Source organism: Ensifer sp. B1-9 (assembly GCF_050474445.1).
In the GTDB taxonomy this organism is placed as follows: Bacteria; Pseudomonadota; Alphaproteobacteria; order Rhizobiales; family Rhizobiaceae; genus Ensifer.
Genome location: NZ_JBCHVG010000009.1, coordinates 13,430 through 26,417 on the forward strand (window position 1 = coordinate 13,430; position 12,988 = coordinate 26,417).

15 protein-coding genes and 1 pseudogene are annotated in these 12,988 nt (G+C 62.7%); 2 read left to right on the plus strand and 14 right to left on the minus strand.

Annotated elements, in window-relative coordinates; genetic code table 11:
* Nucleotides 1–156: 156 nt before the first annotated feature.
* The 3 genes and pseudogenes from ACQ5BM_RS17575 to ACQ5BM_RS17585 form a co-directional block, all read right to left on the minus strand.
* Nucleotides 157–468, minus strand: a complete 312-nt coding sequence (locus ACQ5BM_RS17575) for an HdeA/HdeB family chaperone (RefSeq protein ID WP_429813725.1) — start codon at nucleotides 466–468, stop codon at nucleotides 157–159.
* Between the two features lie 38 nt (nucleotides 469–506).
* A complete protein-coding gene (locus tag ACQ5BM_RS17580; RefSeq protein ID WP_429813727.1) occupies nucleotides 507–1,016 on the minus strand; it encodes a hypothetical protein in 510 nt (169 codons plus the stop codon).
* 128 nt (nucleotides 1,017–1,144) lie between these two features.
* Nucleotides 1,145–1,468, minus strand: a pseudogene (locus tag ACQ5BM_RS17585) (IS30 family transposase); the annotation flags it as partial.
* A 77-nt stretch (nucleotides 1,469–1,545) separates the two neighbouring features.
* Between ACQ5BM_RS17585 and ACQ5BM_RS17590 the strand changes: the two are divergent.
* Together ACQ5BM_RS17590 and ACQ5BM_RS17595 are read left to right on the plus strand one after the other, a co-directional pair.
* Nucleotides 1,546–1,761, plus strand: coding sequence for a hypothetical protein (locus ACQ5BM_RS17590; RefSeq protein ID WP_429813729.1), 216 nt, complete (start codon nucleotides 1,546–1,548; stop codon nucleotides 1,759–1,761).
* Between the two features lie 28 nt (nucleotides 1,762–1,789).
* Nucleotides 1,790–2,062, plus strand: a complete 273-nt coding sequence (locus ACQ5BM_RS17595) for a hypothetical protein (protein WP_429813732.1) — start codon at nucleotides 1,790–1,792, stop codon at nucleotides 2,060–2,062.
* Here the strand turns inward: ACQ5BM_RS17595 and ACQ5BM_RS17600 are convergent.
* The 11 genes from ACQ5BM_RS17600 to ACQ5BM_RS17650 form a co-directional block, all read right to left on the minus strand.
* Complete coding sequence (locus ACQ5BM_RS17600; RefSeq protein ID WP_429813734.1) at nucleotides 2,003–3,424, minus strand: amidase; 1,422 nt, start codon at nucleotides 3,422–3,424, stop codon at nucleotides 2,003–2,005. The genes ACQ5BM_RS17595 and ACQ5BM_RS17600 overlap by 60 nt on opposite strands.
* Nucleotides 3,425–3,435: 11 nt before the next feature.
* The gene (locus ACQ5BM_RS17605; protein ID WP_429813736.1) at nucleotides 3,436–4,656 is read right to left on the minus strand and encodes an ABC transporter substrate-binding protein; all 1,221 of its coding nucleotides are present in this window, start codon (nucleotides 4,654–4,656) and stop codon (nucleotides 3,436–3,438) included.
* Nucleotides 4,653–5,732: a CobW family GTP-binding protein gene (locus ACQ5BM_RS17610; RefSeq protein ID WP_429813739.1), complete on the minus strand. Its 1,080-nt coding sequence runs from the start codon at nucleotides 5,730–5,732 to the stop codon at nucleotides 4,653–4,655. The genes ACQ5BM_RS17605 and ACQ5BM_RS17610 overlap by 4 nt, the downstream gene beginning before the upstream one ends.
* On the minus strand, nucleotides 5,732–6,055 hold the full coding sequence (locus ACQ5BM_RS17615; protein WP_429813740.1) for a hypothetical protein: 324 nt from the start codon (nucleotides 6,053–6,055) through the stop codon (nucleotides 5,732–5,734). The genes ACQ5BM_RS17610 and ACQ5BM_RS17615 overlap by 1 nt, the downstream gene beginning before the upstream one ends.
* Before the next feature lie 55 nt (nucleotides 6,056–6,110).
* On the minus strand, nucleotides 6,111–6,992 hold the full coding sequence (locus tag ACQ5BM_RS17620) for a polysaccharide deacetylase family protein (RefSeq protein WP_429813743.1): 882 nt from the start codon (nucleotides 6,990–6,992) through the stop codon (nucleotides 6,111–6,113).
* A 33-nt stretch (nucleotides 6,993–7,025) separates the two neighbouring features.
* Complete coding sequence (locus ACQ5BM_RS17625) at nucleotides 7,026–8,132, minus strand: ABC transporter ATP-binding protein (RefSeq protein WP_429813745.1); 1,107 nt, start codon at nucleotides 8,130–8,132, stop codon at nucleotides 7,026–7,028.
* A 148-nt stretch (nucleotides 8,133–8,280) separates the two neighbouring features.
* The gene (locus ACQ5BM_RS17630) at nucleotides 8,281–9,513 is read right to left on the minus strand and encodes an ABC transporter substrate-binding protein (RefSeq protein WP_429813748.1); all 1,233 of its coding nucleotides are present in this window, start codon (nucleotides 9,511–9,513) and stop codon (nucleotides 8,281–8,283) included.
* A 138-nt stretch (nucleotides 9,514–9,651) separates the two neighbouring features.
* On the minus strand, nucleotides 9,652–10,425 hold the full coding sequence (locus tag ACQ5BM_RS17635; RefSeq protein ID WP_429813751.1) for an SDR family NAD(P)-dependent oxidoreductase: 774 nt from the start codon (nucleotides 10,423–10,425) through the stop codon (nucleotides 9,652–9,654).
* 13 nt (nucleotides 10,426–10,438) lie between these two features.
* Complete coding sequence (locus ACQ5BM_RS17640; RefSeq protein WP_429813754.1) at nucleotides 10,439–11,185, minus strand: SDR family NAD(P)-dependent oxidoreductase; 747 nt, start codon at nucleotides 11,183–11,185, stop codon at nucleotides 10,439–10,441.
* On the minus strand, nucleotides 11,185–12,030 hold the full coding sequence (locus ACQ5BM_RS17645; RefSeq protein ID WP_429813756.1) for an ABC transporter permease: 846 nt from the start codon (nucleotides 12,028–12,030) through the stop codon (nucleotides 11,185–11,187). The genes ACQ5BM_RS17640 and ACQ5BM_RS17645 overlap by 1 nt, the downstream gene beginning before the upstream one ends.
* Before the next feature lie 2 nt (nucleotides 12,031–12,032).
* Nucleotides 12,033–12,923, minus strand: a complete 891-nt coding sequence (locus tag ACQ5BM_RS17650; protein ID WP_429814448.1) for an ABC transporter permease — start codon at nucleotides 12,921–12,923, stop codon at nucleotides 12,033–12,035.
* Nucleotides 12,924–12,988: the final 65 nt, after the last annotated feature.

Consider the following 12,988-nt stretch of genomic DNA (forward strand, 5'->3'; position numbering starts at 1 on the left):
GTAGGTTGAGTTGTGCAGTAGATGCTGTGGTGTGGTGACGGGGACGGACCCATCACCGTGCGCTGCCGCCAGCCATCAGGGCTTGGCGGGTCTAGGTGCTGGCAACATCCCGAATCTCAGATATCGCAGAAGCACCTCTTCAATGGCTGCGAAGGATCAGCTGCCCGACTTCGCCAAGATATCGATGGCCTTTGCAGTCGGATTGTCGAGGCAGGAATCGATGAAACCATCGGTCCGCTTGAGGAGCGTTTCGATGTTGAACGTCACCGAGTTCGACTTGCCGAGAAGATAGCCATGCATGAAAGCGATCGTCGCTTCACGCATCGCCGCCGGCTCGGCCATGACCTGCTTGCAGGTAAATTGATCGACTGAGCGATCGAGCGTCGCGTCGGCGAAAGCCGCGCCCGGGGCGAGCAGTGCGAGGACCGACGTAACTGCCAGGCAGGAGCGGGTCGTGCTGAGATTCATGTTGTGAACTCCGTTTGTGGATCGTTTTAAATGTGATTTCAGTGCTGCTGGCCAGACATGCAGTCCGTGTACGCGGCGTTGTAGATTTCTTGCTCGCGCTTCTGCCTGACGGCGCCGCCGCCAATGAGCCCGGCCGCAGCGCCGATGGCGGCCCCCGCGCCGGTAGCGGCAAAGACGGCGCCGATACCAAGCCCAACCAGGGATCCGGCGGCCGCGCCGCCGAGCAACTGGCCTTGGCGGCTGGCATGCTGTGCATAGTTATTCGCGTAGTTGTCGCACGCGATCGCGGAAACCTGAGCGGCAGAGGCTCCACTCGTGGTGATGAGCACAAGGCTCAGGGCTATTGGCAGTGCGGATCGGAGCACGTGCTCCCCTTTAGATCGCTTCGTCATCTTCGACTTCAGCTCCCAAGCATTGATGTTGGCTCTGGATCGCCAGCTGCCCGCGCCGAAGACCCCCCCGGAAAGCGGCTCGCCAAGGCGCTCCGAAGATGTCCGGACCAGCCGAACGAGCCCCCGCGCGTTTCGAGCCGAATCGACGGAAGCCATTGATCGATGTCACGAAGAGGCGCCAGCTTCTTCTCATTTCGCGCCAACAGCGTTTGCCGCACCGGCCGTTGATGACGGCGCGAGGAGGAGGAGCCTAGCTGCGCAATGATGAGCGGGGTTCAGGTATCAATAAAATCAGGCCGTTGCGATATCCTGTGGCTGGCCGGAAATACGCTGCTTCGTGGCTTTCTGGAGCCGCGCGGGCGGCGCTTGCAGCGCGCCTCCGCCAAACAGCAATAAAGGCGAAGTCCGTAATTCTCCTTGCCGTAGACGAAGCGGCAGACCGTCATTTTGCAGATCCGAACAAGGCTGAGACCATCCGCCAGCAGACAGCCGGCGATCTGCTCTCGCGACCAGTAGGCCTGCAGTTTCTCAATGACCATACGACGCAGATGCGGATGGCGCCTGAGTTTCCTCAAGCGTCGTCGCCGTTCCTTGGCGATGTCGTCGGACGGCGGAGGACATCGAACCGAAGTTTCACGCGCTCACCCACTTTCCCGACTGGCGAGCAAGGTCAGAGCTTGCCGACTTGGCCGAGCGGCTGAATCAGTTCAACGCCTATGTCGTGGAGCTTTGGAACAAGGCTTGCGAGCCGATTCCGGGGGCTGAAATCGAAGCCTTCGCGCGGCGGCATGTCGATTTGACGCGCCGCTATTGGGCGGCGGAAGGCCGTTGCATGAACTGGTTTATCACCGGCCCTGCCCTGCGTGCCGGCGTCTGCGCAGTGGCAGTACGAGGGGAATGAAGGCGCGTTCCGCGAGCAGACGCCGCATATGGCCAGCGCTATTTCGGGCAATAGAGCCTGGGCATTGTGGTGCCGAGGCGAAAACATCGAGACGATGTACTTGATCGTCAATGAATTCTACAAAGCAGAGAGGGCCGAGGCCATCAATACAGCGAAGCCGAAGATGCGCATTCGTGTGGACGAAGGGCCGGACATCGAGATCGGCGTGACCCTGAAGATGAATGCCGATTGGATAACGGTGTCAGCCGGTATCGAAATGAGCGTACTCGACGTGGTCCGTAATGCCAAGAACCGGGTTTAGCTCGGTGATTACGTCTTCCGCGGCCAGCGCTACGGAAAGCAAGTGCGTATCGTGGTGTGGCAAAGAGGAAAGCAGCAGGCCGACCGGCATACCCGCCTCTCCGGTGCCACACGGCAGCGACACACCGCACCAATCCAGGAAATTGCCGATCGACGTGTTGCGCAGCGTCCTGGCATTCGTCTCCACGAACAGCGCGTCATCCGCTTCGAGTGGTCCGGTCACGGGCGCCACGTGGGCGACCGTCGGATAGGCGACGATCTCGTTCGGGCCGATCGACGCGGAGACCTCGGCGATCAGTCGGTCGCGGGCCTCCAAGATCGCGATATAGTCGGAGAGCGCGATCTTCTCCCCAAGCCGCGCACGTGCAACGACACGCCTGTCCATCGACGTAGCGTCCGTGCCTTCGAGCCTGGAGCGATGCAGGGCGAATGCCTCGGCCGTCACCAGGGGACCGCGAGCAGCCATGAGCTCGAAGATGCGCATGAAAGCCGGGAAGGCCTGGCGGCGGATCCGGGCGCCTGCTCGTTCGAGCCGTTTAAGCGCGTCTTCGAAGGCCGACACTACACCGTCTTCCGCGCCATCGAACACGACACTGGTCGGCACGACGATCGACAGCCCCTCAAGACTGCCCCTGCGCACTTCCGATGCGGAAAGTCCGCGCATCGCGGCGTCGGTCCAGACGGCATCCTGCACCGTACGGCAGAGCGGCCCAAGGGAATCGAGGCTCTTGGCCAAGGGAAAGACGCCTTGCATCGAATAGCGGCCGCGCGTCGCCTTGTAACCGACGATGCCATTCAGCGCCGCAGGGATGCGGATCGAGCCACCCGTGTCGGTGCCGATCGAAACCGACACCAGGCCCGCGGCAACCGCCACGCCGGAGCCGGAAGACGAGCCGCCAGGTACGCGCGCGACGTCCTGCGAACGCGGGTTGCGCGGTGTGCCGTAGTGCGGATTAAGGCCGAGGCCAGAGAAGGCGAATTCGCTCATGTTGACGCGCCCGACACTGACCATGCCGGCCCTGGCAAGAGCAGCGACGACGGCCGCGTCCTCGGTCGCGGTCGGGTCGTTCTTCAGCACCGTCGAGCCGGCGGTGGTCGGCAGTCCCTTGATCGCAAAAAGATCCTTCCAGGCGACGGGGATCCCGTCGAGAAGGCCAAGCGAACGGCCAGAGGCAAGTCGTATGTGCGATGCCTCGGCCTCGCGCATGGCCCGCTCCGGCGTGACGGTCGTGAAGATCGCCTGATCCGCTTGATCCCGGATCCGTCCGAGCGTCCACTCGGCGAGATCGCGCGGGTCGAGCGTGCCGGATTGCAACAACACCGAGAACTGCGCGATCGAGCGCCCGCCAAGATCCTGCATCATCGAGACTTCCTTTAGCGTTCCACGAGCTGCATCCAGCGGCGGACCAGATAATTGTGCTCGTCCATTGTGGTGTTCCAGACGGCGATGCAGTTGGCGCGCTGCCAATAGGAGCCGCCGCTGCGCACCGAGCCCGCCTTGATGCGGATCGTACCGTCGGGCCCCGGCAAATCTTCCGCTGCCGGCAGCCCCCCATACCAATAGTCCCACTCCGCCGCAGACATGAATGCGCGGGACCGTTCGGGGGTCGAAATGTAATAGCCCTGCCGGGCAACAACCGCGCCCGGCCATCCGGAGATCCACCAGTTGAGATATTCATAGGCGACGTCGAGCATGCGACCGGAGAGATGACGCGCGAGGCACAGTCCCCCATGCCAGGCGCGGTAGCCTTCGGCCGGCACGGCCTGCTCGACGGGCACACCCTGGCCGTTGAGAATGTTGATGCCCGTCGACCACATGCTCTGTATGTCCGTCTCGCCTCTGAGCATAAGGCGAGCTGCATCTTCGGCCGTTCGCCAGAAGGCGCGGAAATAGCCGTCCTTCTTGCGCTCCTCCAGGAGGCCGATCAGGCGATCGATCTCATCGACGCTCATGCTGCCGATATTTTCGAAGCTCATGAGGCCAGCCGCCTGGGCGGCGAGCGCCGCGTCGAAGATGCCGATCGCCGGCTCATCGACCAGCGCGGCGCGACCGGCCCAACGTTCGTCCAGCAACGCCGCCCAACTGTTCATCGCGACAGAGTTCGGCGCCACATCGGTCCGGTAAGCGAAACTGTCGAAATTGTGGGTCGTCGGCAGCATGGAGATCAACGTAGACGGGGTATCGCCAAGTTCGAGATTTGGCTGGACGAAGAGCTTCTTGACCGGCGCATCCCCCTGCCCCAGCCGGGCATTAGGCCCTATATGCCCGGTCTTCGTCAGATCGTTGATTTCGTCCCAAAGCGCGATGCGGCCGATACTGATTGGCTGGATCGCCCGCCAGTACCAGACGATGTCGAGATTATGAAAGCACTGGTCGTAGATGTCGTAGCTGTCCGGCTCCTGCGCCGCCTTGTGCTGGGTCGTCAGGAAGTCGTTATTGTCGAACACCACCTCGATTCCGAGGTCCTCTTCGGCACGCAGCCGCAATTCCTCGAGCAAGGAAATCGCCGTGCCGAGCACCCTGAGCTTCGGCCGTCCGACCAGATGCAGGGCGGGGTTGGCAACTGTCGTTTGATCAGGCTTGTGCTTGCTCATGGGGACGAAAGGCGTTCCTGTAAAACGGGTTCTTCGGCAACACCCGAAGCGAATGCGGGCGTCCGATCGAGCGCGAATGCCTCGAACGACCGTTTGAGCAGTCCGACATCGAGATCGTCAACGATAAAGACGATGCGGGAGCGGCGATCGTCGTCCGGCCAGCGCTCCATGTGGACAGGCGTATGCACCAGATGCTGAACGCCGTGGATGGCGACAGGGCGCTCCTCCCCGGCGATATTGAGGATGCCCTTGACCCGGAGAACCCGTTCGCCGTGGCGATTGAGGAGCATCGTCAGCCAGAGGCCGAAAGCGGTCCAATCCACCGCCCTTTCGACCGTCATCACGAATGAGGTCACGGCGGAGGTATGCGCGGTACCGTCAGCCGTCGTCAGAACCGTCGGCGCATCGCAATAAAAACCGCTCGCCGACTGCAGGCCGTTCGCGCGCAACGTCGGCCGTTCGTCGATGAGAGCGGCAAGGTCGATGTCCGGTTCGCCAGCCAGCACCAGTGGCGCATCCGGATTGATGATCCGCAGTTTGTCCGACAGTGCCGCGACGGTGCCGGCATCGGTCAGATCCGACTTGGTGACGACCAGGCGATCGGCGACCGCAGCTTGGCGGTTGGATTCGACGTAGGTTTCGAGCTGCGTCAGGCCGTTGACGGCGTCGACCGTGGTAATGACGTTTCCCGGCCGGAAGTGATGGCGCAATACCGGATCCGCCTTGATCGTCGACAGCACCGGAAATGGATCGGCGAGCCCGGTGCTTTCGACGACCACGCGCCGGAACGGCGGCACGAGCCCGCGCTCACGCTTGGAATGCAGGTCCTTGATGGCGTCGGCGAGTTCACCGCGGACGGTGCAGCAGAGGCACCCGGACTGCAGCAGCGCCATGGTGTCGTCGATACGCTCGACCAGATGGTGGTCGAGACCGACTTCGCCGAACTCGTTGATGAGCACCGCGGCGTCGCTGAGCGCCGGGTCGGCAAGCAGCCGCGACAGCAGCGTCGTCTTGCCCGATCCGAGGAAGCCGGTCAAAAGGTTGATGGGCGTGAGCAGCGGTATCTCCTCGGCCATCACATTTCCTCCGCCACGGCAATGAAGGCAGGATCGAGCGGATCGCAGATCCGGCCGCAGAGCCGTTCGGCCGCCGGCCACAAATGGCCGAGATCCTCGATGATCTCGCTCTTGCCCGTCCTCGTCGACAGCACGAAGGATGCGCCTTGCCAATCGGCAAGTGTCAGGCCGAAGCGGGCAAGCATCGTGTTGGCGATGCGCACACGGTTCGCCCGTTCACGCCGGCGATCGATCCGCTCGACATTGCGGGTGAAGACACCGGGTCGCGCCACGGCGTCCGCCCAATGTTCGTTGCCGCCGAGGATGCCGCAAAGGGAACACATGATGCTGTCCGTTCAAAAAGGTCTAAAGGGGCGGCAAACCGCCCCCTTGGGCTGGCTATTTCTTGCGCGGGAAGCGCTTGGCGAAATCGTCGGCGATCTCGTTCATCGTCACGAACTTCACGCCCGGATGCTTGATCATGTGGGCATAGAGCCGCTCGAGCATCATCAGAACCTGCGGGCGTCCGGCGACGTCCGGGTGAATGGTAATCGGAAACACCGCATAGTCCATCTCGCGATAGACCCAGTCGAACTGGTCGCGCCACATCTGCTCGATGTCGTGCGGATTGACGAAGCCATGGCTGTTCGGCGACTTCTTGATGAACATCATCGGCGGCAGATCATCGAGATACCAGGAGGCCGGGATTTCGATCAGATCGGTTTCCTTGCCGCGCGTGAGCGGCACCATCCAGTCCGATGGCTTCTTCGAATAGTCGATCTTGGTCCACTTGTCGCCGACACGCACATAATAGGGCGTGAAGTCGTTGTGCATTAGCGAGTGGTCGTACTTGATGCCGCGTTCGAGAAGCAGCTCGTTGGTGACGTTGGAGAATTCCCACCAGGGGGCGACATAGCCGGTCGGCCGCTTGCCCGACAGTTTGGAGACGAGCTCGATGCACTTGTCGAGCACTTCGATTTCCTGCTCGCGGGTCATGGCGATCGGGTTTTCGTGGGTGTAGCCGTGAATACCGATCTCGTGTCCGGCATCGGCGACCGCCTGCATCTGTTCCGGGAAGGTCTCGATCGAGTGCCCGGGGATGAACCAGGTGGTCTTGATGCCGAAACGTTCGAACAGCTTCAGCAACCGCGGACTGCCGACCTCGCCGGCAAAAAGACCGCGCGAGATATCATCCGGCGAATCCTCGCCCCCGTAGGATCCGAGCCAGCCGGCAACCGCATCGACGTCGATGCCGAAGCTGCAGAGGATTTCCTTGGCCATGGTATGTCTCCTTCGTGTTTTTCGTTCAAAAAGTCAGGCTGGGATGACGGTTGCTTCACCCGGCTGCCAGCTCAGAAGAATGTCGGCACCGACGGGGAAGGCGTCGGGCTGGTACTTGTCGACATGGGCCTCCAGCGAGACGGTGCGTCCGTCCGGAAGTGCCGCCGTCAGATGCGAAACATGACCGACGACGTCGAAGCGCCGCACGTTGGCGCCGACGACGTTGCCGCCGTAGTTCGCGGCAATACGGTCGCGGTCGACACGTGCGGCTGCGTGAACCTCGATCGCCTCCGCAGGAATGACGATGTTGACGCATGACCGGCCGGCGAAGGCGCCATTGACGCGTCCGGACAATTGGCCGACGGCAGTCGACACCAGAGCCCGGTCGCCGGAGGCACCATCGACCTCACCGTGGAAGATGGTGTTGTTGCCGATGAACTGGGCGACGAAGGCCGTATTCGGCCGTGTATAGAGCTGATGCGGCGGGCTGATCTGCTCGACCCGCCCCTGGTTCATGACGACGATACGATCCGACAGGGCAAGCGCTTCGGATTGGGCGTGCGTGACAAAGATGAAGGTCACGCCGAGCGTCTTCTGCAGCAGCTTGAGCTCGTTCTGGATCGCCTTGCGCAAATTGGCGTCGAGCGCGCCGAGCGGTTCGTCGAGCAGCAGAATATCGGGCTCGACCACCAGGCCGCGCGCCAGAGCGATGCGTTGCCGCTGGCCGCCGGAGAGCCGGTCGGGCTTCTTATCGGCAATGTCTTCCAAGCCAAGTGTCGCCAGGATGCGGTCGACCTTCGCGTCACGTTCCGCCTTGGCCATGCCTTTCACCTCCAGACCGTAGCCGACGTTGCGGCGCACCGTCATGTGCGGAAAGAGCGCGTAGCTCTGGAAGATCATCGAGGTCGGCCGATGCTCAGGCCGCACGTCGTTCATCCGCTTGCCCTTGATCAGCATGTCGCCGGAGGAGATCGCCTCGAAACCGGCGATCATCCTGAGCGTCGTCGTCTTGCCGCAGCCGGAAGGGCCGAGGAACGCGATGAACTCGCCCTTGGCGACGGACAGGTTGAAGTCGATCACGGCAGGCGTGCCGTTGTCATAGACCTTGCCGACATTGTTGAGTTCGAGGTCGAAGATCATCGTGGCTCTCCCGAGCTTGTCTGAAATCGCAGCTATCCGGCACATGGCCCCGACCGCTCGGCGGTTCGTATGTGAGACGACCGGATGGTCGCTCGGGGCCATGCGCCATATTTCAAAAGCCAGGCGGCGCACCGCCCGGCGTGTTCGATCAGGCGTTCAGGAACTCGTCCCACTTCTGGATCAGGTGGTCGTATTCATCCGGCCACTGGTGCCAGTAGGCGACGTTCTTGGCGCGCTCTTCGAGCGAGCCGCCGTCACGCAGGTCGCCTTCCTTGATGCCGCGCTCCGCAGCACCGACCCAGGGCTTGCCTTCGTACCAGAAGGCATATTTTTCCGGCGCCATGACGTTCTTGATGTTGGTCGAGGGCGAGTAGTAGCCCTGCTCCGAAACGGTGATGCCCGGTTCGCCCGAGAGCCAGTAGTCGGCATAGGCGATGACGGCTTCCTTGTTCGTCGTGCCGGCGATCATCGCAGGTCCGATCGCCCAGCCGCGATACCCTTCCTTCGGCACGGCATAGCGGCACGGCTTGCCCTGCGCCTTGACCGCCATGACGGCCGGCTGCCAGGCGTCGCAGACCACCATTTCGCCCGATGCCATGAGGTTGACGAGCTCGCCGAAATCACCCCAGAGAGCGCGGAACTGACCTTCCTTCTTCTTGGAAATCAGGAAGGCGGCGGCCTCGTCGATCTCGGCCGCGGTCGGGTTGCCGGGATTCTTGACGTCGGAAAGGCCGAGCGAGTTCATCGCCATGATCGCCTGACCGATCGCGATCAGCGGATCGGTGTTGATGCCCGACTTGCCCCTCCACTTCGGATCGAAGATCGCCGCCCAGCTATTGGCCTCCTCGGCCGAAAGGACGTCGGGATTATAGCCGATGGAGTCATAGTTGTAGACGGCCGGCACCATGTTGAGCGAGGCCTGGCTGTCGTCGGTCCAGATCTGCCCGACGATCTGCGCGCCGCGATCCCACTTGTCGCTGGCTGTGGTGAAGGTATCGCGGATGTTCGCCCAGTTCTTCAGCGCCGAAGCCGGGATCGGCTCGACATTGTTGGTCATGACGATCGAAGGCAGACGTTCAGCGATGATTTCCCAGCAATCATAGTCCTTGGAGCCGGAGAGGATCTTCGTCTGCGCATCCGGGAAAGTGGCGGCCGTTCCCGAGGTGCCGCCGACACCGGCAGCTGCCTTGAACTGCTCGAGGATGCGTTCCTGCACGGTGACCGAGAGGCCGATGGTGCGCAGCTGCTGACTGGCGAGATCGCTCGCCTGCGCGAAGGCTGCACGCGAGGAGAGGAACGGCGTTCCGCCTCCGATCGCGAGCGCCATCATCCCGGCGGAGCGTTTGAGGAGCGAGCGGCGATTGAGTTCCATACTAGGCATTGTCTCTTCTCCAGTTTTCGTTGTTCCCCGAAGGCCGTTTAGCGGCCTCCTTTCATCATTCGCCGCCATCGCGGCACTCAGTCCGGCGGCATGGAGCTCAGTCGCTCCCTACGCGGCCGCCGCACGATCTCAGAAACGTCAGTAGCGCCCGACCAGCAGGCCGCCGTCGACGACCAGGACCTGCCCGGTCATGTAGCGGGCGGCGTCGGACGCCAGGAACGCGATTACGTCGGCAATGTCCTCCGGCGTCCCGAGCCGCTTCATCGGAATGAAGGCGGCGGCCGCTTCAGCGCCGACCGGACCTAGCGAATTTTCTTCAGACAGCAGCTGCGCCGTGCGGATGTAGCCGGGCGCAACGCCATTAACGCGCACACCATCAGCCGCAAGCTCGACCGCCAGTCCGCGCACGAGGCCAACGACGCCGGACTTGGCGGCGGAATAATGGACGTGTTCGTCCCAGCCATAGGCGACGCCCATGATCGACGAGAGCGCGACGATGCTTCCCTTGCCGCGGCGGCGCATGCCGGGGGCTGCCGCCCGCGCAAGCCGGAAGATGCCCTTCAAGTCGATGTCGAAGGTCAGGTCCCACTTGTCGTCGGTCAGTTGGCCAAGCGGCGTGCGGTGGGCAATGCCGGCATTGGCGACGATAACGTCAATATGGCCGTGGCGGCTTTCGATATCGGCTACCAGCGCATCCGTCGCCGACGTCGAGCGCACGTCGTAATAGGCAAACTCGGCCGAGCCGCCGGCTGCACGGATCGCCTCGACGGTGGCCGCGCCCTCGCGTTCGAGAATATCGGTCACAATCACATGGTCGCCGACGGCTGCGAAGGCCTTGGCGGTTGCCTGGCCGATACCGATGCCGGCGCCGGTTACGATGACAATGCGGGAGGTCTTGGGAGGATTTGTCATTGCATCTTTCCTGTCAAAGCATCACGTCGCCGGAGTTCGGCCCTAGCGTCTGGCCGACGAAGAGGCTTGCTGCCGGCGATGCCAGAAAGGACACCGTGGCTGCGACTTCTTCCGGCTCACCGAAGCGGCCGAGCGGCAATTGCTGTTTCTTGGCTGCGCGCCAGTCGTCCGAGAGTTCCATGACGAGCGGCGTATTGATCGGCCCGGGCGCAACGGCATTGACGCGAACGCCGCGGCTCGACACCTCGCGGGCCAGTGCCTTGGTCATGCCGATGATCGCAGCCTTAGCCCCGGAATAGTGGACGAGTTCGACGCCACCGATCTGACCGAGCTGCGAGGCGATATTGACGACCACGCCCACGCCGCGCTCAAGCATCGGGCGCAGCACCGCCCGGGTCATCAGAAACGTTCCGCGCACGTGAACCGCGAACATGCGGTCGAAGTCGCCGACCTCGAGGTTCTCGAACAGCGCCTGATGGGCGATGCCGGCATTGTTGACGAGCAGCGTTGTCGTGCCATGGGCCCGCTGGCCAACCTCCACGATCCCGCGAACATCGGCCTCGCTGGAAACATCGCCGGCCGCCGCGGTCGCCCGGCCGCCTGCCGCGATGATCTCGGCGGCGACGGCCTGGCTGCGCTCGGCAGAGAGATCGTTGACCAGCACGGCATATCCGTCAGTGGCGAGCCTCAAGGCGATGGCACGACCTATGCCGGAGCCGGCGCCGGTGACGATCGCGGCCGGAGAAGAAGCCTCTGCCATTACGCCTCCTCCTGGATCGCAACGCGCTTGGCGCGGCGCACCGACAGCGTCATCAAGGCGGCATAGGTACCGAGCAGCGCGAAAGAGAAGAGCGTCGTCAGCACGCCGAAGGCGAAGACGTTCGGATGCACTTCGACCGAGAAGGTGCCGTAGATCGCGAGCGGCAGCGTCAGATCACGGCCCGAGGCAAAGAGCGTCCGCGAGAACTCGTCATAGGAGAGCGTGAAGGCAAAGAGCATCGCCGAGAGCACGCCGGGGAAGATCAGCGGGAACGTCACCTTGCGGAAGGTGCGCGTCGGGGTGACCCCAAGCGACCAGGATGCCTCTTCCATGCTGGGGTCGAAGCGGTTGAAGATCGCAAGCATCACTAGGAAGGCGAAGGGGAACGTATAGACCACATGCAGCACGAAGGCGGTGCCCCACCAGTGGCGATCGATGCCGAGCGTATTGGCAACGAGCGCCATGCCGAGACCGACGAGCACGCCGGGCACCATCATGCCGAGCACGATGAGATAGAAGACCACGCCCGAACCGCGGAACTTGCGGCGGAAGGCCTGCGCTGCGGTGACGCCCAGAACGGTCGAGACAATCATGGTCATCAAGGCAAGACCGAGCGAGCGCACCAGCGCCTGTTCGATCGGCAACGGCGCAATGCGCGACGGCGGCGTCAGGCCGAAGAGATGCTGATACCAATAGGTCGACCACTCGATGATCGGGAACTGCGGTCCGCCTTCCGGTCCGGTCTGGAACGAGAGGATCGCGAGCACCGCAAGCGGTCCGTAGAGGAAGACCAGGAAGAGCGCGGTGTAGGCGCCGAGGCCGAGTTTCATGCCGCGGGCGTTCATGATCAGAGTTCCTTCCTGAGGTCGACGACCCTGAGGAGCGCGGCGATGACCGCGCCTATCAGGATGGTGAGGACGACGCCGGCAACCGCGGCAAATGCCCATTTCAACGAGCCGACCTGGGTGACGATGATGTTGCCGAGCAGGTTGACCTTGCGGCCGGAGAGCGCGGCGGAGGTGGCGAATTCGCCAAGTACCATGACGGAGACGAAGATCGCGCCGACGACCACGCCCGGCATGGAAAGAGGCAGGATGATCGCGCGGAAGATCCGCCAGAAGCCGGCGCCCAGATCCTGCGCCGCCTCGATGACGGAATGATCGATACGGCCGAGCATGAAGGCGATCGGCCCGACCATGAAGACGCAATAGATCTGCGTCATGCCGATGATCACCGAGAGCTCGGAAAACAAGAGGACCTCGATCGGCGCATCGGTGATGCCAAGATTCATGAGGATCATGTTGATCGCCCCCTCCTTGCCGAGCATGGGGCGCCATGCGAGAACGCGGATGAGGAACGAGGTCCAGAAGGGAATGACGCAAAGGACGAGCAGAACCGTCTGCAGCGCCTTGTTCTTGACGAAGAGCCCGACGTAGAGCGCGGCCGGATAACCGACGAGAACGGTCGCGACGAGTACGATCAGCCAGATGCGCACCGTCGTCCACAGCGCGCCGAGATAGGTATCGCTGGTGAAAAAGGTGACCCAGCTTTTCAGCGTCAGCGTCGGCTCGATCTTGAAGGTGGTCTGCGTCCAGAAGGAGACATAGACCATCATCAGCATCGGCAGGACGAGGAACAGGACCATCCAGAGGATGCCAGGGGCGAGCAGCCATAGCGCCTTTCCTGTTGGCTTCCTCTCAGTGACCGTTTCCGCTTCCGTCTGTTCCGCAACGGCCATCATGCTCATCTCTCAATCTCCGGGGACCAGCGCAGCACCGAAGCACCGGCTTTGGCAGTTTCAGT